The organism is Micromonospora sp. NPDC049049, from assembly GCF_040649115.1.
GTDB lineage: Bacteria > Actinomycetota > Actinomycetes > Mycobacteriales > Micromonosporaceae > Micromonospora.
Genome location: NZ_JBEZEX010000007.1, coordinates 65,650 through 86,954, shown reverse-complemented (window position 1 = coordinate 86,954; position 21,305 = coordinate 65,650). Strand labels below are relative to the sequence as shown.

20 protein-coding genes are annotated in these 21,305 nt (G+C 69.8%); 3 read left to right on the top strand and 17 right to left on the bottom strand.

Annotation, left to right across the window (positions count from 1 at the left end):
- Positions 1-289 precede the first annotated feature (289 nt).
- The 8 genes from AB0B68_RS10100 to AB0B68_RS10065 all read right to left on the bottom strand — a co-directional run bounded on the left by AB0B68_RS10100 (position 290) and on the right by AB0B68_RS10065 (position 9,259).
- Positions 290-1,102: a DUF559 domain-containing protein gene (locus tag AB0B68_RS10100; RefSeq protein ID WP_357205704.1), complete on the bottom strand. Its 813-nt coding sequence runs from the start codon at positions 1,100-1,102 to the stop codon at positions 290-292.
- A 292-nt stretch (positions 1,103-1,394) separates the two neighbouring features.
- Complete coding sequence (locus AB0B68_RS10095; protein ID WP_357205730.1) at positions 1,395-2,162, bottom strand: G5 domain-containing protein; 768 nt, start codon at positions 2,160-2,162, stop codon at positions 1,395-1,397.
- Positions 2,163-2,432: 270 nt separating this feature from the next.
- Positions 2,433-3,614, bottom strand: coding sequence for a saccharopine dehydrogenase C-terminal domain-containing protein (locus AB0B68_RS10090; RefSeq protein WP_357205707.1), 1,182 nt, complete (start codon positions 3,612-3,614; stop codon positions 2,433-2,435).
- A complete protein-coding gene (locus AB0B68_RS10085; protein ID WP_357205710.1) occupies positions 3,614-5,080 on the bottom strand; it encodes an FAD-dependent oxidoreductase in 1,467 nt (488 codons plus the stop codon). The genes AB0B68_RS10090 and AB0B68_RS10085 overlap by 1 nt, the downstream gene beginning before the upstream one ends.
- Before the next feature lie 40 nt (positions 5,081-5,120).
- Positions 5,121-5,957 (bottom strand): ABC transporter permease, encoded by an 837-nt coding sequence (locus tag AB0B68_RS10080; protein WP_357205713.1) that lies wholly within the window; start codon positions 5,955-5,957, stop codon positions 5,121-5,123.
- A 55-nt stretch (positions 5,958-6,012) separates the two neighbouring features.
- Positions 6,013-6,921 carry an ABC transporter permease gene (locus AB0B68_RS10075; protein ID WP_357205716.1) on the bottom strand — a complete coding sequence of 303 codons (909 nt, stop codon included), beginning with the start codon at positions 6,919-6,921 and terminating at the stop codon, positions 6,013-6,015.
- On the bottom strand, positions 6,918-8,075 hold the full coding sequence (locus AB0B68_RS10070; protein WP_357205719.1) for an ABC transporter ATP-binding protein: 1,158 nt from the start codon (positions 8,073-8,075) through the stop codon (positions 6,918-6,920). Before AB0B68_RS10070 ends, AB0B68_RS10075 begins: the two co-directional genes overlap by 4 nt.
- Positions 8,075-9,259 carry a spermidine/putrescine ABC transporter substrate-binding protein gene (locus tag AB0B68_RS10065; protein ID WP_355005590.1) on the bottom strand — a complete coding sequence of 395 codons (1,185 nt, stop codon included), beginning with the start codon at positions 9,257-9,259 and terminating at the stop codon, positions 8,075-8,077. The genes AB0B68_RS10070 and AB0B68_RS10065 overlap by 1 nt, the downstream gene beginning before the upstream one ends.
- Before the next feature lie 215 nt (positions 9,260-9,474).
- Between AB0B68_RS10065 and AB0B68_RS10060 the strand changes: the two genes are divergently transcribed.
- Complete coding sequence (locus tag AB0B68_RS10060) at positions 9,475-9,987, top strand: Lrp/AsnC family transcriptional regulator (protein WP_357259076.1); 513 nt, start codon at positions 9,475-9,477, stop codon at positions 9,985-9,987.
- Between the two features lie 115 nt (positions 9,988-10,102).
- On the opposite strand, the gene AB0B68_RS10055 is transcribed toward AB0B68_RS10060, so the two are convergent.
- Together AB0B68_RS10055 and AB0B68_RS10050 are read right to left on the bottom strand one after the other, a co-directional pair.
- A complete protein-coding gene (locus tag AB0B68_RS10055; protein ID WP_357205724.1) occupies positions 10,103-10,306 on the bottom strand; it encodes a DUF397 domain-containing protein in 204 nt (67 codons plus the stop codon).
- Positions 10,297-11,040 carry a DUF5753 domain-containing protein gene (locus AB0B68_RS10050; protein WP_357205733.1) on the bottom strand — a complete coding sequence of 248 codons (744 nt, stop codon included), beginning with the start codon at positions 11,038-11,040 and terminating at the stop codon, positions 10,297-10,299. The genes AB0B68_RS10055 and AB0B68_RS10050 overlap by 10 nt, the downstream gene beginning before the upstream one ends.
- Before the next feature lie 716 nt (positions 11,041-11,756).
- Between AB0B68_RS10050 and AB0B68_RS10045 the strand changes: the two genes are divergently transcribed.
- Positions 11,757-13,103 carry an aspartate aminotransferase family protein gene (locus AB0B68_RS10045; protein WP_357259073.1) on the top strand — a complete coding sequence of 449 codons (1,347 nt, stop codon included), beginning with the start codon at positions 11,757-11,759 and terminating at the stop codon, positions 13,101-13,103.
- Between the two features lie 158 nt (positions 13,104-13,261).
- Here the strand turns inward: AB0B68_RS10045 and AB0B68_RS10040 are convergent, their stop codons facing one another.
- Positions 13,262-13,630, bottom strand: a complete 369-nt coding sequence (locus AB0B68_RS10040; RefSeq protein ID WP_091394110.1) for a DUF3499 domain-containing protein — start codon at positions 13,628-13,630, stop codon at positions 13,262-13,264.
- A 153-nt stretch (positions 13,631-13,783) separates the two neighbouring features.
- Here AB0B68_RS10040 and AB0B68_RS10035 point away from each other — a divergent pair, with 153 nt between their 5' ends.
- Complete coding sequence (locus tag AB0B68_RS10035) at positions 13,784-14,233, top strand: metallopeptidase family protein (RefSeq protein WP_355005594.1); 450 nt, start codon at positions 13,784-13,786, stop codon at positions 14,231-14,233.
- Positions 14,234-14,426: 193 nt separating this feature from the next.
- On the opposite strand, the gene AB0B68_RS10030 is transcribed toward AB0B68_RS10035, so the two are convergent.
- The 6 genes from AB0B68_RS10030 to AB0B68_RS10005 form a co-directional block, all read right to left on the bottom strand.
- The gene (locus AB0B68_RS10030) at positions 14,427-14,684 is read right to left on the bottom strand and encodes a WhiB family transcriptional regulator (RefSeq protein WP_007455784.1); all 258 of its coding nucleotides are present in this window, start codon (positions 14,682-14,684) and stop codon (positions 14,427-14,429) included.
- Between the two features lie 459 nt (positions 14,685-15,143).
- Positions 15,144-15,473, bottom strand: coding sequence for a phospholipase (locus AB0B68_RS10025; RefSeq protein ID WP_357208177.1), 330 nt, complete (start codon positions 15,471-15,473; stop codon positions 15,144-15,146).
- An 18-nt stretch (positions 15,474-15,491) separates the two neighbouring features.
- The gene (locus AB0B68_RS10020) at positions 15,492-16,886 is read right to left on the bottom strand and encodes a DUF4331 domain-containing protein (RefSeq protein WP_357208179.1); all 1,395 of its coding nucleotides are present in this window, start codon (positions 16,884-16,886) and stop codon (positions 15,492-15,494) included.
- 51 nt (positions 16,887-16,937) lie between these two features.
- Entirely contained in the window at positions 16,938-17,216 is a 279-nt protein-coding gene (locus tag AB0B68_RS10015) for a hypothetical protein (RefSeq protein WP_357208181.1), read from the bottom strand.
- A gap of 162 nt (positions 17,217-17,378) precedes the next feature.
- Positions 17,379-19,922 carry a bifunctional FO biosynthesis protein CofGH gene (locus AB0B68_RS10010; protein ID WP_357259070.1) on the bottom strand — a complete coding sequence of 848 codons (2,544 nt, stop codon included), beginning with the start codon at positions 19,920-19,922 and terminating at the stop codon, positions 17,379-17,381.
- Between the two features lie 287 nt (positions 19,923-20,209).
- Entirely contained in the window at positions 20,210-21,259 is a 1,050-nt protein-coding gene (locus AB0B68_RS10005; RefSeq protein ID WP_357203634.1) for a hypothetical protein, read from the bottom strand.
- Between the last annotated feature and the right edge of the window lie 46 nt (positions 21,260-21,305).

Below are 21,305 nucleotides of genomic sequence, written 5' to 3'. Positions count from 1 at the left end.
GCGGCTGTCCAGCGGGCAAACCACCTCAACCCAGCCCCCGCGCCCTTCGTCCCCGTCTCACACGCCCCGCGCCAAACGTCCCAACACCACGAAGAGCCAAAGCACTCAACAGTGACCCGCGTCACAAGACCCCCGAAAGTCACCCCCCGCCCCACCCCGCCCGGCCCCGCCCCACCCCGCGATCTTGCACTTTGTGTTGCCGAAATATGAGTAAGGCGTTTTTTGTCGGGGCAGAAAGTGCAAGATCGGCGAGGGTGAGGGCACGGGCAGGGGCACGGCACGGGGGTGGTTAGGAGAGGGCTGCGCGGATGGTGGCTTTGATGTGTTCGGGGCGGTGGTAGAGGTCTCGGTCGGTGAAGTAGCGCATCCGCCAACCCGCTGCGGCCAGCCAGTTGATCCGCTCACGGTCGTGCCTGAGTCGATCGCGGTTCAGGTGCGACAGTCCGTCGTACTCGATGCCGATTCGGCGTTCGCGGTAACCCAGATCGAGCCGGTACAGAGGGATGCCGTGGCGGTCGGCCACCCATAGTTGCGGCTCCGGCGGCGGCAGGCCTCCGTCGAGCAGGATCAGCCGTAACTGGCTTTCCTGGCGGCACTCCGCCCTGCCGTCTGCCAGCGGGACGAGCTGGCGGGCCTGGCGGACGCCCCGCAATGCGTTGTGGGCCGCCACCTCGACCAGCAGGTCATCCTGGGTGACCAAGCCCGACCGCAGCGCGGCGTCGAGCACTGGGAGTGCGTCGACCCGACGAGCGGCGCGAGCAAGGTCGACTGCGCAACGCGCCGGCGGCACGCAGGGCAGGCCTGCGACGAAGACCGGCCGAGCGGGTAAGACCGTCCGGTGAACGACCACCCCGGGCAGACGGGGCTTCGGCACCTCGGCGGGCAACTGGATGTGGATCAGATCGTCGCGCAGGACCCCGAAGCCGTATCGGCGGGCGGCACTCTGTCTCGCCAACATCGCTCCGTCGGGCAGCCGGAGCATCAGGGCACGCAGTTCGTCGTCGTCGTCGCAGGGCTTGTCGGCGTAGACCCCTCTGCGCACACGCAGGATTTCCTCGCGGTCGAGCCGAGTACGAATCCGTCCAACGGTGAGCTGCCGCATCAGCGCGTCCGTACGCCACAACTGAGTTGCCATGGAGGGAGGCTGACCGACCCGGACCTCCGCCAGTGCCCCGCAACAACTACCTGTGGAAAACCAACTCCCCTGTGGACAACCCCCACAACAACCTCAGCCGTGCTAGCACCAACCCCCAAACCCCCCACCCCAAACCCCTCACCCCCGCGATCTTGCACTTTCTGTCGACGATATGTCCGATGGGAGGCATAAGTAACCGCAGAAAGTGCAAGATCGCGTGGGTGAGGGGGTGGGGCGCGACGCAGGCCGGGGTTTGGGACTAGTCGCAGGCTATGCCGTCGCCGTCTCGGTCCAGGTCGTAGATGTCGTCGCCGATCACCCTGATCGGCCCGCTGACGTACGCGGGACCGTTGCCACTGCCACCCGCGCAGTCGACGTCGCTGGCGATCGGGACGCAGCCGCTGTAGTTCGGGTCGCACTTCGACGACTGCGGCTTCTTGGTGCCGACGGCCACGACCTGGGTCACCGGCTGCTTCGTCACTGCGGATGTGACCAGCTTCTTGGCCGTCCGCACGCCGTCGGTGGTGGTCACCTCGTAGGTCATGGTCCGGACGCCGTTCACGCCCTTGGTTCGGACGACCCGTTTGCCCTCGGCCAGTGACGAGTCCTTGACGGTCCGCTCGCCGTACCGGATGGTGGCCTTTTCCGTCACGGTCGTCACCTGCACCACCGGCACGGCCGCCGCCGACGAGGGCGCCGTGGCAGGCACCGACGAGGGCACTGTGGAGGGCGCGGCGATCGGCGACTCCTCCTGGGCCGGGGCCTCCTCGGTCGGCTCGCCGGGCGCGGCCAGGATCGGCTGTTGCGGTTGCTCGGCGGCGGTGCCGGTCTTGGTCGGCTCCGGCTCGCCGGTCAACGCGCCGACGATGGCGGTGCCGGTGCAGCAGAGCAGCAGGATCGACAGCGTGACCGAGCCGAGGATCACGGCGACCCGGCTGGCGGGAGTGGCCCGGCGGAACCAGTTCGGTCGGGGCGTCTGGTCGAACGACGGCGGGTACGGCGGCCCCGGGTGCTGTGGTGGTTGCATCGTCACGGCGATGAGTGTCGTCGCAAACACGGCGTGCAATATCCCCCGTCGTGTTCGTCACCTGCGCCTTTCGCTTCGCGGGAAAGATCGGTGGGCGCGTTGGCGGGCGACGAGTCGGCAGGTGCGGCAACCCTCCAGGCTGGCGGGGCAGGGCCGATCGTGCGGGTATCAGCACCAACAAAAGCCGCAGATCACCACGCACCGCATCGACAGAGGTCGGAGATCGAACTACGGCGACGGAACTGTCGCTATGCCGTCAACGGGATGAGCTCACCGTTCCTCCATCGCCCATGGTGAGCCGTAACCGTTCAGCAGGTCGAGGAAGGGCATCGGGGGCAACGCCTCCGGCCCGAGCACGCCCACGCCGGCCCACGCGCCGCTGGCGAGCAACTCCAAGGCGACGACCGGGTTGACGGCGGTCTGCCAGACCACCGCCTGGTGCCCGTACTCCCGCATCGACCACTCGTTGTCAACCACGTGGTACAGGTAGACCTCGCGGGGTTGCCCGTCCGGGCCGAGGCCGCGTACCCAGGTGCCGGCGCAGGTCTTACCGCGCATCCGGGCGCCGAGCGTGGCCGGGTCGGGCAGGCTCGCGGCGACCACGTCGCGCGGGGAGACCTCGACGCCGCGTACCCGCACCGGGGAGACGGAGTCCAGGCCGAGCTTGTGCAGCGTCTTGAGCACCTCGATGAACTCGTCGCCCAGGCCGTACTTGAAGGTGACCCGCCGGGCCTTGACCCAGCGCGGGATGAGCAGCACCTCCTCGTGCTCGACGTTGACGCACTCGACCGGCCCGATCCCCTCGGGGAAGTGGAAGACCTCCGGCTCGGAGAACGGTTCGGTGGTGAACCAGCCCCGGTCTTTCTCCCAGATGACCGGCGGGTTCAGGCACTCCTCGATCGTCGTCCAGATGGAGAACGAGGGCGCGAAGTCGTACCCGTCGACTGTCAGGTTCGCCCCGTCCCGGACACCGATCTCGTCGATCTCGCTGAACAGTTCGTCGGCGGCGTAACGGGCGAAGACGTCGGAGAGGCCGGGCTCGACCCCGATGCCGCACAGCGCCAGCCGACCGGCCGCCGACCAGGTGTCGGCCACCGCGAACTGTTCGTCGCCGAGCTTCACGCCGGTCTCGACGTGTGACAGCGACATCGCCATGTCGAGGTAGTCCGCGCCGGCCGCGAACGCGCCGTCGAAGATCGGCATGACGAACCGCGGGTCGACGGCGTTCAACACGTGCGTGATCCGGTGCTCCCGGCACAGTGCGGTGACCGCGTCGGCCGAGGAGGCGTCCACCTGGGCGGCGACGAAACGGTCACCGTGCCCGGCGACCGCCCGTTGGGCCCGAACGGGGTCGTGGTCGGCCACCACGATGGTCTCGAAGAAGGTCCGTCGGGCGGCGATGGCTACGGCGGCGGAGCCGACGCCACCGGCGCCGACGAGGAGGACACGCATCAGGAATCAAACCCCAAACCGAAACGATCGAGAGTACGGAGCCAGAGGTCGCGCCGACCCTCGCGCGCGTCGGCGCGGGCCAGTGACCAGCGGGTGAGATTGATGCCGACCGCGCGGACGGGTTCCGGTGGGAACGGCAGTGGCTTGCGGCGAACCAGGTCGAGCCGGGTCAGCGGGGTGTTCCCGCCGTCGAGCAGGTCGAGCAGCACCCGGGCCCCGAAGCGGGTGGCCCCGACGCCGAGGCCGGTGTAGCCGGCCGCGTACGCCAGCCGACCGCCGTAGGCGGTGCCGAAGAACGGGCAGAACCGGGTGCAGGTGTCGATGACTCCGCCCCAGCGGTGGCTGAACCGCACGTCGGCGAGCTGCGGGAACGTGGTGAAGAAGTGGCGGGCGAGGGTGGTGAAGGTGGCCTGTCGTTGTTCCAACTCGGGCGCTACCCGGTTGCCGTAGTGGTAGACGGCGTCGTAGCCGCCAAAGAGGATCCGTCCGTCGGTGGTGATCCGGTAGTAGTGGAACTGGTTGGCGGTGTCGGCGAGCCCCTGCCGGTTGCGCCACCCGATGGCGTCGCGCTGGGCGGGGGTGAGCGGCTCGGTCATCAGCACGTGGTCGTAGACGGGCACCAGGTACGCCCGCAGTCGGCGTAGCAGCGGCGGGAACGCGTTGGTGGCCAGCACGACCCGGCGCGCCCGGATCGAGCCGGGCAGGCCGGCGGCACTGGTGTCGGCCCGGCCACTGTCGGCCGGGTGCGCGGCGGGACCGGCGCCCAGGGTGCTGGCGTGCACTGCCGCACCGTCGGCGCGCAGTCCGGTGACCCGGGTGTGCTCGTGCACGCGTACGCCGAGGTCGAGGCAGGCGCGGCGCAGCCCCCAGGCCAGCTTCGCCGGGTCCACCATGGCCACCCGGTCGGCGTCGAACATCCCACCCAGGTACGTCGGTGAGTGCACCTCGGCGCGCACCTCGTCCCGGTCGAGCAACCGCACCCGGTGCCCGTACCGGCGGGCCAGGTCCGCGTCGGCGGCCAGCCCGTCGAGTTGGTACGGCTCGACGGCGACGGCCAGCTCACCGGTGCGCTCGAAGTCGCAGTCGATGTTGAACTTCTCGACGGTGGCGGCGATGGCGTTCAGGTTGTCCCGGCCGAGGCGTTCCAACTCGCCGACCTCGTCGGGGAACCGCTCGACACCGTTGGCGAGGCCGTGGGTCAGCGAGGCGGCGCAGAAACCGCCGTTGCGCCCGGAGGCCGCCCAACCGCAGGTCCCGGCGTCGACGAGCAGCACGTCCCGGTCCGGGTCCGCCTGTTTCGCCAACAGCGCGGCCCACAGTCCGCTGTAACCACCGCCGATCACCAGCAGGTCGGCGGAGTGCCGACCGCTCAGCGGCGGTAGCGGGTCAGGGCGGTCCGGGCGGTCGAGCCAGTACGGCACGGGTGCGGCGTCGGCCAACGCCCGGCCGGTATGTGGGAGTGTCATGACCGCGCGCCCGCCGGGTGGTCCGGAGCATCGGGGCGGGTCATGACGACCGACGCGGGTGACCTGACGGCCCGGAGAGCAGCGCGGCGCGGCGGGCCCGTCGACCGCGCAGCGAGCTGAGCCCCACGAGCAGCAACGCGACAGCGAACATCGCCGTGCCGATCACGTTGACCTGCGGTGGGATGCCACGCTGGGCGGCGCCCCAGACGTACATCGGGAACGTGACGGTGGTGCCGGCGTTGAAGTTCGTGATGATGAAGTCGTCGAAGCTCAGCGAGAAGGCCAGCAACGCGGCGGCCACGATGCCGGGCAGCACCAGCGGCAGGGTGATCCGCCGGAAGGTCTGCCACTCGTTGGCGTAGAGGTCCATGGCGGCCTCCTCCAGCCGCCGGTCCATCCCGGCGAGCCGCGCCTTGACGGTGACCACCACGAACGACACGCAGAACATCACATGCGCGATCACGATGGTCCAGAAACCCTGCGGTACGCCCGCCGACACGAACAGGGCCAGCAACGACGTGCCCATCACCAGTTCCGGGGTGGCCATCGGCAGGAAGATCAGCACGTTGATCCCGGATCGGCCCCGGAAGCGGTGCCGGACCAGCGCGAACGCCATCAGGGTGCCGAGCACCGTGGCGACCACCGTGGCGATGAAACCGATCTGCACGCTGCGGACCACCGCGTCGCACATGTCCGAGGTGGCGCACGGCTGCCGCCAGTTGTCCAGAGTGAACTCGTTGAAGTCGTACGAGAGCCGGCTCGACGGCCGGTTGAACGACAGCCCCGCCACCACCAGGATCGGCAGCGCCAGGTAGCCGAGCACCAGCAACGCCACGATCATCACCCAGCGGTCCGCCAACCAGCGGGAAACCCTCATCGGAGCCGCCTTTCAATCGCGACTGCGGGGCTCCGCTGCGCTGCACTCCTCGCGCTCACAGGACCTCCTCCGTGCCGGCTCGACGGAGGTAGCCGAAGACCACCGCGAGGATCGCCGCCATCAGCAGGAACGACAGCGCGGCGCCCTGCGGGTAGTCCAGTCGGACCAGGAACGCCGAGTCGATGACGTTGCCGATCATGTATTCGTTCGGGGTGCCGAGCAGCTCCGCGTTGATGTAGTCGCCGCTGGCCGGGATGAAGAACAGCAGCGTGCCGGCGACCAGACCGGGCATGGACAGCGGCAGCGTCACCCGACGGAACGCCTGCACCGGGCTCGCGTACAGGTCGGTGGCCGCCTCCAGCAACCGCGGGTCCAGCCGCTCCAGGCTCGCGTACAGCGGCAGCACCAGGAACGGCAGGAAGTTGTACGTCAGGCCGAGCACCACAGCGAACGGGGTGGCCAGCAGCCGACCGTCCGGGGCGAGCAGGTGCACGTCGCGCAGCAGACCGACGAGCGCGCCGTTGTCCGACAGGATCGTCTTCCAGGCCAGCGTGCGGACCAGGAAGCTGGTGAACATCGGGGCGACGACGCACACCAGCAGCAGGTTCTTCCAGCGGCCGGCCTTCTGCGCGATGGCGTACGCCAGTGGGTAGCCCAGCAGCAACGCCAGCACCAGGGCCAGCCCGGCGTAGCCGAACGAGCGCAGGAACTGCGGCCAGTACGCCTGGAGCACGTCCGGGTAGTTGTTGACCGCCCAGGTCATCGCGTACCCGGTGGAGAGCGAGCCGCTGGGGTCGTACAGGCTGGCAGCCGCCAACTGCACGAGCGGCACACCGAAGAAGATGAGCAGCCAGGCCGCACCCGGCAACAACAGGAGGTACGGCAGGAGCCGGCGTCGCCCGGACCGGGCTGCCGGTGGCGCGGCGGGCGGGCGCCCCGACCCGGTGGGGGCCAGCAGGGTCACGACGACACACCCACCGGCTCGTCCAGCACCGGTGACGTCCGGTCGGTGTCGGCGGCGTCGCGGGGCAGCAGGAACGCGTGCCGCGGATCCCAGTACGCCACGGCCTCGCTGCCGACCGCCACTGTCGTCGACGTTCCGCTGTTGGCGGCGAAGACCGACAACTCGGTGCCCCAGCCGGTGCGCAGCAGGTACTGCGTGCTGACTCCCACGTAGGAGGCGTCGGTGACCACTCCGGTGACGTGCTGATGCCCGGCGGGCACCTGGTCGGCGGAGCCGACCAGAATCAGCTTTTCCGGGCGTACCCCCAGGTGGACCGGACCGCTCTCGGCCCGTGCGCGGCCGGCGGGCACAGAGAAGCGCGTGCCGTGCGCCGTCACCGCGACGTCGCCGCCGCCGACGCCGGTGGCTTCGCCGGCGAGCAGATTGGACTGGCCGAGGAAGTTCGCCACGAAGGCGGTGGCGGGAAACTCGTAGATGTCGGCCGGGGCACCCAACTGCTCGATCCGGCCGGCGTTCATCACCGCGACGGTGTCGGCCATGGTCATGGCCTCCTCCTGGTCGTGGGTGACGTGGACGAAGGTGATGCCGACCTCGGTCTGGATGCGCTTCAGCTCGATCTGCATCTGTCGGCGCAGCTTGAGGTCGAGTGCGCCCAGCGGCTCGTCGAGCAGCAGCACCTGCGGCCGGTTGATCAGCGCGCGGGCAAGCGCGACCCGCTGCTGCTGCCCGCCGGAGAGCTGGGCGGGGCGGCGGCTGCCATAGCCGTCGAGCTGCACCAGCGACAGCATCCGGGAGACCTCGTCGCCGACCGAGCGGATGCCGCGTCGGCGCAGCCCGAAGGCCACGTTCTCGAAGATGGTGAGGTGCGGGAAGAGCGCGTAGCTCTGGAAGACGGTGTTCACCGGCCGCTTGTACGGCCGCAGCCGGGCGATGTCCGTGTCACCGAGCAGCACCTGGCCGCTGGTCGGCTCCTCCAGGCCGGCGATCATCCGCAACGTGGTGGTCTTGCCGCAGCCGGACGCGCCGAGCAGCGCGAAGAACGAGCCCTGCTCGACGGTCAGGCTCAGGTCGTCCACAGCGGTGAAGACGCCGAACCGTTTGGTGAGGTCGGCCAGGCGCAGGTCGCCGGCGGGTGTCTCGCGCGCCATCCTCATCACGCCCCGATGACCTGTTGGAACTTGCCCTCGTACTCCTTCTCCTGCTTCTCGTCCAGGGCCATGAACACCTTGGACTTCGACAGCAGCGCCTCGTCCGGGAAGATCAGCGGGTTGGCGGCCAGCTCGGGATCGATCTTCTCCATCTCGGCCTGAGCGCCCTTGACCGGGCAGATGTAGTTGACGTACGCGGCCAGCTTCGCCGCGACCGCCGGCTCGTAGTAGTAGTTGATCAGCGCTTCGGCGTTGCCCTTGTGGGTGGCCTTGTTGGGGACCATCATGTTGTCGCTGTAGAGCATCACGCCCGAGTCCGGCGCGACGAACCGCACCTTCTCGTCCTCACCGGACAGTTGGATGACGTCGCCGGACCAGCCGATGCACGCGGCGATGTCGCCCTTGGCCAGGTCGGGCGCGTAGTCGTTGCCGGTGAACTTGCGGATCTGCCCGGAGTCGACTGCCTTCTTGAGCTTGTTGAGGGCGTCGTCGAACTGGGCGGCGGTGAAGTTGGCCGGGTCGTGTCCGTTCGACCCGAGCAGCAGGCCCATTGTGTCGCGCATCTCGCTGAGCGCTGTCACCTTGCCCTTGAGGTCGGGGCGGGTGAGCAGTTCGTCGACGGTCCGCAGTTCCTTCGTGACGTTGCCGTTGTAGGCCAGGCCCGCCAGGCCGGACTGCCACGGGATGGAGATCCGGTTCTCGGTGTCGAAGGGGCGGTTGAGCAGCGACGGAAGCAGGTTGGCCTGCACGTTCGGGATCTTCGCCGGGTCCAGCTTCTGGATCCAGCCAAGCCGGATCATCCGGGCCGCCATCCAGTCGGTCAGCACGATGATGTCGCGGTCGGTGCTCTGACAGGCGGCAAGCTGGTTCTGCACCTTGCCGAAGAACTCGTTGTTGTCGTTGATGTCCTCGGTGTAGGTCACCTGGATGCCGGTCTTCGTGATGAACTCGTCGAGGCTCGGCCGCTTGGACTCGTCAGCGTCGTCAACGTCCATGTACTGCGGCCAGTTGGCGAAGGCGAGTTTCTTCTCGGTGCCGGAGAGGTCCTCGCTGACGCAACCAGCTTCGGTCTGCTGCGCGCCCTTGGTGCCGCAGCCCGCGAGGCTGCCGCCCATGGTGAGCAGGGCGGCCGAACCGAGAGTGCCGGTGAGCAGTCCACGCCGGGAGAGGGGCCGGAGGGGAGTACGCATGACGACTCCTAGGGGGTCATCGTCGGCGGGCGGGACGGGGGAGGCGCGCCGGCGGGAATGTCGGGAGGGTCAAGTGCCATGGACGACTGATCCTGACATGAGGTGACCTCCCTTACAAGGGATTCCGTTGCGGGAATAGCGATGCACGACGAAATACGCCAGACTACGCGGGGTTACACGCGCGACATCAGGATTCGGGACATGGGGAGCGGGCAATGACAAACCGGCAGCACGAGAACAGCAACGGCGGTCGACGCGTCGCTGTCCGTGAAGGCGCCAATCACGCTCTGCTGGATGACGTGGCCAAGCAGATCATCGAGCAGCTCCAGGAGGACGGCCGCCGCCCGTACGCGACGATCGGCAAGGCGGTGGGCCTGTCCGAGGCGGCGGTCCGCCAGCGGGTGCAGCGGCTGCTCGACTCCGGCGTGATGCAGATCGTGGCGGTGACCGATCCGCTCCAGCTCGGCTTCAACCGGCAGGCGATGATCGGCCTACGCACCGACGGCGACCTGGAGGCGGTCGCGGACCGGCTGGCCGAGCTGGACGAGGTCGACTACGTGGTGATCACCGCCGGGTCGTTCGACCTGCTCACCGAGGTGGTCTGCCGCAACGACGACCACCTGCTGGAGATCCTGCAACGACTGCGCGCGGTGCCAGGGGTGATCTCCACCGAGGCGTTCGTCTACCTCAAGCTGCGCAAGCAGACCTACACCTGGGGTACGGCCTGAGCTTCCTTGATCCACTCGGCTGGCTTGCGCTTGCCGCACCTTGATCCACTCGGCTTTCCGGAAGTCGGGGTGTCCGGGCCGCCCTGATGCCCCGGTTTCCGTGATCCCGAGTGGATCAGTGATGCGTTGTGCGGACGGTGTCGACTGCGCCGACGAACGACGCCCAGGCGGTCGGCGCGAAGGCCAGGGTGCCGCCGTCGCGGTCCTTGCTGTCGCGCACCAGCACCCGGCCGGGCAGGTTGTCGGCCACCTCGACACAGGCGCCACCGTTGTTGCTGCTGCGGGTCGCGGTGCGCCAACGGGCGTCGGTCATGTCCATGTCGTGGCCACTTCCCTGATCAACTCGATCGACCGTCGTCGGGGGAACGCCTCGCCGGTGACGCTCTCCCACCTGCGTCCCAGGCTAGCGACGTCGAGGGGATCGGTCACGACCTGACCGCGGAGCTGATTGTCGAGATACGCCAATTCCGCCCCGTCGGGCAGCCGCCCCAGAATGAACGGTCCGGCCAGCCCGGTGTGCCACGGACTCTCGGCCGGGATGACCCGGACCTGCACGTGCTCCCACTCGGCCACTCTCGCGAGGTGGGCCAGTTGAGCGGCCATCACGGCGCGGTCGCCGACCGGCCGGCGCAGCACCACCTCGTCGATCACCGCCACGAGCTGGGGTGGAGCATCGCGGCACAGGACCGCCTGCCGTTCGAGGCGGCCCGCCACGATCTCGTCCACTTCGGAGGGCGCGACCAGCCCACCGGTGCCCAGGATCGCCCGGGCGTACCCCTCGGTCTGGAGCAGACCCGGCACGAGCAGCGGCTCGTACCACCGGAGTGACGTCGCGTCCTGTTCCAGCTCGGCCCACGGCCGGAACCACGGCAGGTCACGACGGCGGAACGGCTCCGGCCAAAGGTCGGCCGCGTCCCGGCGCAGAACCTCAGCAACCGCCACCCGGGTACGCGGATGCGGAATGCGCCCCGAAGCAAGCCACCTCGCCGCCGTCTTCGGGTCGACGCGGACCTTCTCGGCCAACGACTCAACCGTCTCCCCCGCCTCCGCCATCGCCACCCGCAACGCCTCGTTCGCCACCGCGCCCTCCCGCCGCTCCTCCGTGCCGTGGCCGTGGTTCTCCGTGCCGTGGTTCTCCGTGCCGTGGTTCTCCGTGCCGTGGTTCTCCGTGCCGTGGTTCTCCGTGCCGTGGTTATCCGTGCCGTGGCCGGACGATCCGCGATCGCCCGCCCAGCGACCGCCGCGACGCCGCTCGATGCACGTTGCGGCGGACGATAGCTACGCTGCGTGTCCGTGTCTGCGTTCTACCGGCGTGTTGCGGTGTGACGTGTTGGCAGGCATTCCGGACGCCCCGCGACCGCCCCCGAAGTGCCCCGCCCGCGTCCCGCGCGGCCCGACCCTGCTTGATCCACTCGACTTCATTGAAATCGCGGTATCAACCACGCCTCAACACCCCGACATCAAGGAACCGGAGTGGATCGAGGCGTCGGCGCCGGGAGGCGCTACCCGGCGGTGCGGCCGTGATGTCACAAACGAGTCAGCTCCAAAGGCAACCGACAGCACACCTCGGACCCGCATCCGTCACCCGCAGCCCACACCGGCACGAGTGCGGATTCCGTTGCGACCTACGTGAGCGCGCGCTGAATCCGTCGCTCTAGACGCGTCAAGCCACTGATACCACTTGCCGCAGGCCCCTGGACTGTGCGATAACCGTTGGCAGAGCGGCCGGCCTCACCCCTTTGACCGGCCCGACGACCGATGGGGCTGACATGGCCAACGCCACCGACCACCTCTGGATGCACTTCACCCGGATGGCGAGCTACTCCGCCGGCGAGGTGCCGACCATCGTGCGCGGCGAGGGAGCGTACGTCTGGGACGCGCAGGGTCGCCGCTACCTGGACGGGCTCGCCGGGCTCTTCGTGGTCAACGCCGGCCACGGCCGCACCGAGCTGGCCGAAGCCGCCGCCAAGCAGGCCGGCGAGCTTGCCTACTTCCCGCTCTGGTCGTACGCGCACCCGAAGGCCGTCGAGCTGGCCGAGAGGATCGCCGCGCTCACCCCCGGCGACCTCAACCGGATCTTCTTCACCACCGGCGGCTCCGAGGCGGTCGAGGCGGCGTGGAAGCTGGCCCGCGCGTACTTCAAGCGCACCGGGAAGCCCAACAAGTACAAGGTGATCAGCCGCTACATCGCCTATCACGGCACCTCGATGGGTGCCCTGTCGATCACCGGCCTGCCCGGCATCAAGAGCGACTTCGAGCCACTGGTGCCGGGTGCGATCAAGGTGCCGAACACGAACTTCTACCGGGCGCCCGAGCACGGCGACGACCTCGAGGCGTTCGGCCGCTGGGCCGCCGACGAGATCGGACGGGCCATCGAGCGGGAAGGCCCGGACACTGTCGCCGCGGTCTTCCTTGAGCCGGTGCAAAACTCCGGCGGGTGCTTCCCACCGCCGCCCGGTTACTTCGAGCGGGTACGGGAGATCTGCGACGCGTACGACGTACTGCTCGTCTCCGACGAGGTGATCTGCTCGTGGGGGCGGCTGGGCGAGTACTTCGGCGCGGTGCGCTACGGCTACCAGCCGGACATCATCACCACCGCCAAGGGCATCACCTCCGGCTACGCCCCGCTGGGCGCGATGATCGCCAGCGACCGGCTGATGGAACCGTTCCTCACCGAGACCGGCATGTTCGCCCACGGGGTGACCTTCGGTGGGCACCCGGTCTCCTGCGCGGTGGCGCTGGCCAACCTGGAGGTGTTCGCCCGCGAGGACCTGGTCGGGCACGTACGCGCCAACGAGGACGCCTTCCGCGCCACCCTGGAGAAGCTGCACGACCTGCCGATCGTCGGCGACGTGCGCGGCGACGGCTACTTCTACGGCATCGAGCTGGTCAAGGACAAGACCACCCGGGAGACCTTCACCGAGGCCGAGTCGGAGCGCCTGCTGCGCGGCTTCCTCTCCACCGCCCTGTTCCAGGCGGGCCTCTACTGCCGGGCCGACGACCGGGGCGACCCCGTCATTCAGCTGGCCCCGCCCCTGATCGCGGAGCAGCAGCACTTCGACGAGATCGAGCAGATCCTCCGCACAGTCCTAACCCAAGCCTGGACCAAGCTCTAACCCCCCACCCCCACCCCCACCCCGTTGATCATGAAGTTATTGCCACGACACGCCGAGGCGCGGGGCAATAACTTCATGATCAACGCCGGAAGGAGGGCGGCGCGGCGGGCCGGGCCGGGCCGGGCCGTTGGGCGCGGCGGGCCTCTGGGGCGCGGGTTTTAGTGGTTGGGGGGGATTACGCGGAGGTGGCCCCGGCGGCCGGTCTGGTGGGGGTTCTCGGGACGGTTCTGGTCCGGCTCCGGAGGGCGGGGGGCCGGGCGGGCGGCTTCGCGGACCGCTTCGGCCAGCGCGACCAGGTCGTCCGTGGTGGGCGGCGGCGGTTCGAACTCGCCCTCGTGCCGGACGACGTCCCAGCCCCGCGGCGCGGTCAGGCTGCGGGCGTGCGGCTCGCACAGGTCGTACGTGTGCGGCTCGGCGAACGCCGCCAGCGGCCCCACTACCGCTGTCGACTCGTTGTAGACATAGGTCAATGTGGCGACCGCTTGCCGGGGGCAGCCGTTACGGGAGCAGCGCCGTGGTGACCTCACGTGCGGCAGGGTATCTCCATTACCGGGTCCGGCGCATCGCTTCGCGTTGCGACACGCCCGTCATGGTGATCACAGTCGAACGTTCTCGGCGCGCCGCGCCACGGGAGCGGCGCTGCCGCTGACCAGCCCGACACGGGCGCTACCCTTTGCCTCATGACGAGCCCGGAACACCGCCGCCCCGCCTCTGGCCGGCGTGGGCATCGTGACCGGCACGGGCGCGGCCTGCGCGGGCGGCTGGTTCCGGCCACTGTGCCGCTGGCGCGGACCAAGGCCGAGGTCTTCGACGACCTGGTCCTGGACACCGTCGAGACGCTGGAGCGTCGGTTCGCCAAGGAGCTGGCCGGGGTCGAGTTCGCTGTCGAGGACGTCCCGCCGGACTTGAACGTCTACGACTCGGATGTGCTGGAGGACGGCGAGGTCCCGTTGGCCCGGCTGCTGCCCGGCCGCCCGGGCCGGCAGGAGGTGCCGCCGCGGATCGTGCTGTACCGGCGGCCCCTGGAGTTCCGGGCGATGGACCGTGAGGACCTCGCCGATCTCGTCCATGACGTGATCATCGAACAGGTGGCGAACCTTCTCGGGGTGGATCCGGACGAGCTCGCCTGAGCCGAGCCCGACGGGCCGACCGCGCGGGAAGCGGACGGTCGGGCGGCCCCCGCCGCCCCGACCTCAGGCCGCCCCCCGGCAGCCCCGCCCCTCACACCGCTGAGGCAACCTTCGCCTCGACTCCCGAACCACCGCAGGCGGCCCCTCGAACCACGCAGGCCTCTCACAACGCGCAGGCAGCCCCGCGCACCGCTCAGGCGGCCCGCCGCTTCAACTTGCGCCGCTCCCGCTCGGAGAGCCCACCCCAGATGCCAAACCGCTCGTCGTGACCCAGTGCGTATTCGAGGCACTCGGTCTTGACCTCGCAACGCGAGCAGATCCGCTTCGCCTCGCGGGTCGAGCCGCCCTTCTCGGGAAAGAACGCCTCGGGGTCGGTCTGCGAGCACAACGCCCGCTCCTGCCACTCCGGCGCGTTTCCGAGCAGGTCGGCCACCTCAAGCTGGCCGTCCATCAAATGCCTCCTTGTCGCGCACCGGCGTCATCGCCGCTGCAACCCCCCACGCGAAAGGCGTGCTTGTCCATCCCGTCCCGTTTTGTTGCGTTCCGCGCGAACAACCCCATTCAAATTACACGCGTGTAATGCGTGCGCCGTCAAGCCAAACTTGATAATGGAGTCGCCCTCCCGACACCCCCGGTCGGCCACTCGGGCCGTCCAGCCTCGCAACCTGCCCTATCGATTCAGACCCCGGCCGAGTAACGCCCTCTCCGGCGAGTTGCCCGACTTTTCTGCCGTGGCGCTTCTCCGACGAGTCGCTGAGCGGCCGGCACCAGAGACCGTCACCCCTAAGCTGATCTTGAATGGGGGACAGGTTAACGCGGTGCGGCGCAGACCGCCCGTCGAGCTGCGGACAGCACTCGCGCCCCGTCCACAATGTGGACGGGGCGCTGGGGTGAAACAGGTGCGTCGAGGTCAGCCGGCGGCCCCAAAACCGCTGCTCGGCCAGACAAACTCGGCCACCGCTCCACCATGGACAGTGATGGTGCCGGCAGACGTATGATCATCCCACCAGACGGTATAGATCCCGCTCGGCAGATCGGGATAGACCGCGCTGTGGAACGAGCCGTCGCGCACCAGGCGCTCACGCACCGCCGAGTGGACCCGCCGGTCGTCGTCGCGGCTGATCTCGATCTCCCGGCCGTGCAGATCCCGACCCGTGTAGACGATCAGGGCACCGGTCTCACCGCCCAGATCGAGGACGACGGTCCCCGTCTCCGTCGGCCCGTACGCGTGCTCGTGCATCCGCGCTCCCCGCCCCGGTCAGGACGCCGCCGACGGGTTGTTGAACCCGTCGTACGGCGTACCCAGGTAGGGGAAGTTTCCGAGGAACGGCGCTGTCACGTCGGCGGCGCTCAGCCCCGGGGTGACCGCGGCGGCCGCCGCGTCCGGGCGGAATGTCTTGTCCACCAACGGGACGGTGACCCCGGCGATGGCCCGCAGGGCGATGCTGACCACGTCGTCGCCGACCCGCCGCCCGTTCGGGAACCCGGCCAGGTCGCCGCCGAGCACCCCGAACCGGTCCGGGCGCCTGGTCGGCGGGATCGCGGTGTTCAGTCGCAGCATGTCGGCCTGCACGTCGCCTGTGGTGTTGGTGAAGCCGTCGATCAGCCCGGCCGGCACGCCGGTGAGCAGGATCGCCACCAGGTCGGCCCGGGCCTTCTTCGCCTTGGTGAGCTTGTCCAGGTTGGGGAAGACGTCCGGGTAGAGCGCCGGCAGCAACGCGGCCAGCTCGGGCTGCTCGACGAACTGCGCGAACCGCTTGTCCTCCGACGGCGGCAGCGAATTCCACAGGTCCTTCTTGGACATCGGTACGATGACCTCGTTGAACAGTGGGTTCCCCAACCGCGAGACCTGGGTGAACGGGCCGGTGCTGGTGTCCGCCGCGCCCCGGTCGCCGAGCACCCGCACCTGCCGGCGCGACGCCGACGTCCACACCCCGATCACCGACGCCCGATCCGCGGCACCGTAGCGGTTGGCGCGCCGACGCACCCGCTCCAACGGCACCTGCACGGCGATGCTGTGCACGTTCATCCGGTCGGTGGCGTTGACCGGCTCCCCCTCGGCCTTGAAGATCTTCTTCCCCGCGACGTGCAGTTGCTGGAACGGCCGCAGCGTGCCGAGGTCGAAGATCGCCCCGAGGTCGACGAAGAACCCGTCGGCACGTTGCCCGGCGAAGACCCGCTCCCCGGTGGAGAGCGAGTAGGTGGCCTGCCGCACCAGGTCGGCGTACTTCGGCGTGGACAGCGGACCGACGTTGCACGGCGGGCACTGCAGCTTGTGGGCCAGCCGGTGCTCGCGGCCGTCGGCCACCCGGGTCAGGCTGTAGAACTGCCGCCGGTTCCAGTTCTTGCTGTCCAGCGAATCGATCGGGCCGGTGTTGTAGAGAAAACTGTTCGGGTTGGTGATCTCGGTGGTGAATTCGAACCGGTAGGTGACATCCGGGCGACCGTCACCGTCGTTGTCGATATGGATCTCGTAGCGCACGTCGTCGCCGAACTCGAAGAAGTTCGGGCCCCCGGAGGGGAGCTGCAACGGCACGTAGTTGGCGATCAACGTGACCGTGTCGCGTTTGTCGGGGCTGACGAACGCGTACAGGTCGGAGCTGTCGGCGACCGGATCCTTGGCTATCTCCGGGGCCTCGCGGTGGGAAGACATGACGGACCAACCTCACTGGGCGGGGACAGGATGGCGGGGCGGAGGGTCGGGTCAGCGCCGGGCGGCGCGCCGCAGCCGGTCCGCCAGGCTGCGGTCGCGTACCTCGATGCGCGTCTCGCCGACGAAGACGTCCATCGTTCCGGAATCGGCGTCACGCAGGTGCACGACGATCGGTTCGTCGGCACGTCCGGCCGCTCCGGGGGCGTTCTGCGCGGCCGACAGGCCCGGCACGGTGAGCGCGGCGGCGCCGAGGGTGGCGCTCGCCGCGGCGGTCAACGTCTGCCGGCGGGTCAGTCGCGGCCACTGCCGCTTCCGCTGATCACTGGTCATGGGCAACCTTTCCGGCGGTGGCGCGAACGCGCCCGCGGAGACGGACGGGTCCGGTGCCGTCTCGCGACGCCGCCGGGCCCCTGAGGGGACACTGGCGGCGGTCCTCGCCGCGACCGCCACCGGCATCGCGTGGTACGGCCGGTGGCGGGGAAAGGTTCGACGTCAGGGCCGGGCGTGACCGTACGCAGTCGACCGCTTGCGCGCCGGACGACCGGCGGCCTTCGCGATGGCCCGCAACTGCTCCTCGGTGCGCGCCGAACCGTTGTCGGAGCCGGCCATCCGGGAGATGGTCTCCTCCATCAGCGTGCCGCCCAGGTCGTTGCAGCCGCCCTGGAGCATCGCGACGGTGCCCTCGTCGCCGAGCTTCACCCAGGAGCACTGGATGTTGTCGATCCGGCCGTGCAGCAGCAGCCGGGACATGGCGTGCACCACCCGGTTCTCCCGCCACGTCGGCCCCGGGCGGGCGATACCCGCCAGATAGATCGGAGCATTCGTGTGCACGAACGGCAGCGCCACGAACTCGGTGAACCCGCCCGTGCGGTCCTGCACCCCGGCCAGCACCCGGAAGTGCGCCAGCCACTGCCCGGGGTGGTCGACGTGGCCGTACATCATCGTGGAGCTGGACCGGATGCCCAGCTCGTGGGCGGTGCTGACCACCTCGACCCAGGCGGCGGCCGGGAGTTTGCCCTTGGTCAGCACCCAGCGCACGTCGTCGTCGAGGATCTCGGCGGCGGTGCCCGGAATGGTGTCCAGCCCGGCCTCGCGCAGCTGGAGCAACCACTCACGGACCGGCACCCCGGCCTTCGCGGCGGCGGTGACGATCTCCATGGGCGAGAATGCGTGCACATGCATCTCGGGCACCCGGGCCTTGATCGCGCGCACGATGTCGGCGTACCCGGTTACCGGCATCTTCGGGTCGATGCCGCCCTGGAGGCACACCTCGCTGGCACCGGCCGCCCACGCCTGCTCCGCCCGGTCCGCGACCTGCTCGACGGAGAGCCGGTACGCGTCGGCGTCCCGCTCACGCTGCGCGAACGCACAGAAGCGGCAGCCCACGTAGCAGACGTTGCTGAAGTTGATGTTGCGGTTGACCACGTAGGTGACGTCGTCGCCGACCGCCGCACGGCGCACGTCGTCGGCGAGGCGGCACAACTCGTCGAGCGCCGGCCCGTCCGCGCCGAACAGCGCCAGCGCGGCATCGGTGTGCGCGGGGTCGAGCAGCGCCGCCGGGTCGTCGGCGGCGAGCCGCAACCCGGCCGCCAGGTCACGGTCCGCGCCACTCCCGGCCGGCGCCACGGGTACGCCCGCCCGGCGGGCGGTCGCCTCCGGGGTGACCTTGCCAGCAACCTCGGCCCAGTCGCCGTAGACGCTGTCGAAGTCGCCCCGCCGGTCGTCGGTGCGGCCGGTGGTGTCGATGGTGGCGTGCAGGTCGACCCGCCCGCCGAACACCTCCTCCGGCTCCTGCCACGGTCGTCCCTGCGGCATCGCCGACTCGACCGCCATGCCCGTCGACGGATCGGCCAGGGCACCGACGTGCGGCAGCAGCCGAGGATCGAGCCACGGGTCACCCGCACGCACGTACTCCGGGTAGATCGTCAACCGCTCCCGCAGCGTGAAACCCGCCAGCTCGGTGTGCCGGGCCAACTCGTCGATCTGCGGCCAGGGGCGCTCCGGGTTGACGTGGTCGGGGGTGAGCGGGGAGACGCCGCCCCAGTCGTCGATGCCGGCGCGCAGCAGCAGGTCGTACTCGCCGGCGATGAGGTTCGGCGGGGCCTGGATCCGGGCCTTCGGGCCGAGCAGCAGCCGGGCCACCGCCACCGTGGCGGCCAGATCGTGCAGCTCCGCGTCCGGCATGCCGCGCATCGCCGTGTCCGGCTTGGCGCGGAAGTTCTGCACGATCACCTCCTGGAGGTGGCCGTACTCCCGGTGGGCGCGACGGATCGCGAAGAGCGCGTCCACCCGCTCCCCCGGGGTCTCCCCGATACCGATCAGGATGCCCGTGGTGAACGGCACCCCGACCCGGCCCGCGTCCTCGAGCACCCGCAACCGGACCGCCGGCTCCTTGTCCGGTGAGCCGAAGTGCGGGCCACCCGGCTCGGACCACAGCCGCGTCGCGGTCGTCTCCAGCATCATGCCCATGCTCGGCGCGACCGGCTTGAGCCGTTGCAGCTCCGACCAGGACAGCACCCCGGGGTTGAGGTGCGGCAGCAGACCGGTCTCCTCCAACACCGCCACCGCGCAGGCGCGCAGGTAGTCCAGGGTCGAGTCGTAACCGCGTTCGTCCAACCAGGTCCGCGCCGCCGGCCACCGTTCCTCCGGCCGGTCACCCAGGGTGAACAGCGCCTCCTTGCAACCCTGCGCGGCACCGGCCCGGGCGATCGCGAGGACCTCGTCGCGGTCCAGGAACGGCGCCGGCAACCGGTGCGGCACCGTCGCGAAGGTGCAGTAGTGGCAGCGGTCCCGGCAGAGCCGGGTCAGCGGAATGAAAACCTTCTTGGAGTACGTGACCACACCCGGCCGCCCGGCGTCCCGCAGCCCGGCGTCGCGGACTCCCCCGGCGAGCCGGAGCAGCTCGTCGAGCGCGTCGCCACGAGCGGACAGCAGCGCGGTCGCCTCGTCGAGATCCAGCGCCCGCCCGTTCGCGGCCCGGCCCAGGGCCCGCCGCACGCTCGCATCGCTCGGGCCGGAGTGGGTGCGATCAACCATCCACTCACCCTATGCGCAGCCCGACGCCACCCAACCAGTCCCCACCTCGCCCCGCGCCGCGCCGTGCCCGGTCGCAGCCTCCCGCGCGGTGCGCCCCGTCGATCAAGGAGTTGTGGTGGGTGACAAAGCGTCTCGTAAAAGCGCGAATCCGGCACCACAACTCCATGATCGACGGAGTTGTGGTGCCGGAGCCTCGCGATCTTGCAGTTTGTGTCCCGACTTAGGGGACAACTCGCTCGTTTCGACTACCGAAAGTGCAAGATCGGCGCGGTCTTCGGGTCAGCGGGTCAGCGGGGCTGGTCGGGGTGGTCGTTGGGCTTGATGTGTTGGGTGCGGTCGTTGTCCGGGTCGGTGGGGTGGGAGATGACCTCGGTGGGGTCGGCGGACTGGCGCGGGATCGCCTGAGTGGGGTCGGCCGACGGCGGCTGCCCGAACGGCGGCACGGCCGGGGACGGCGGCGCTGACTGAGGGGCGGGGTTCGCCTGGGGCGCGGACTGCGGCGCCGGGAACGGCGGGGCCGACTGGGGGTGCGGCGGCGCGGACTGCGGGAACGGCGGCGCGGACTGCGGGTGCGGCGGGGCCGACTGCGGGAACGGCGGGGCCGACTGCGGGGCCTGGAACGGTGGCGACTGCTGGCCGTACTGGCCGGCCTGCGGGTAGCCACCCGGCTGACCAGCTTGCGGGTAACCACCACCCGGCTGGCCAGCCTGCGGGTAGCCGCCGCCGGGCTGGCCGGGAGCGGGCCAGCCACCCTGCGGCTGGCTGCCGGGCTGGCCCGGGGTCGGCCAACCGCCCTGCTGCTGCGGCCAGCCCGGCTGGGGCTGGCCGTAGACGCCTGGCTGCGGCTTGGCTCGCGGCACGTAGTAGTGGGCACGCCAGATGGTGTAGACCACCCAGGCGGCGATCGCGAAGATCACCATCCAGGCGAACCGGGTGAGCACACCGAGCAGCGCGTCGAGCACCTCGGCCTCGGCCAGCCGGCCCACCGTCCAGATCAGCATGGTCAGCGTGCCGAACAGTGCGCTTACCGCGTACTCGACGAGAGCTGCCTGCGTGATCAGCTTCGCCTTCGCCAACACCGGCGAGATGTGCGTGGCCAGCAGCACCGCCAGCAGCGGGAGGCCCACCGCCTCCACCCCGACGAACGCGTAGAAGGCGCTACCCGCGCGGTCGGTGAAGGAGCTGTAGTCGTTCGGGGCGATGAGCCGGAGCAGGCCCACGAAGAGGAACACGGCGTTGGCGCCGAGCAGCGCGAGCGCGGCGAGCTCCCGTAGTGGCTTGGTCAGCTGGCGGGCCTGCGTCGCGTCGGCGGACGCGGGCTCGGCGGGGCTGGTCACGAGCTCCCCCTCGGGGCATCAACGGACAGGTGACCGTGAGCCTAGT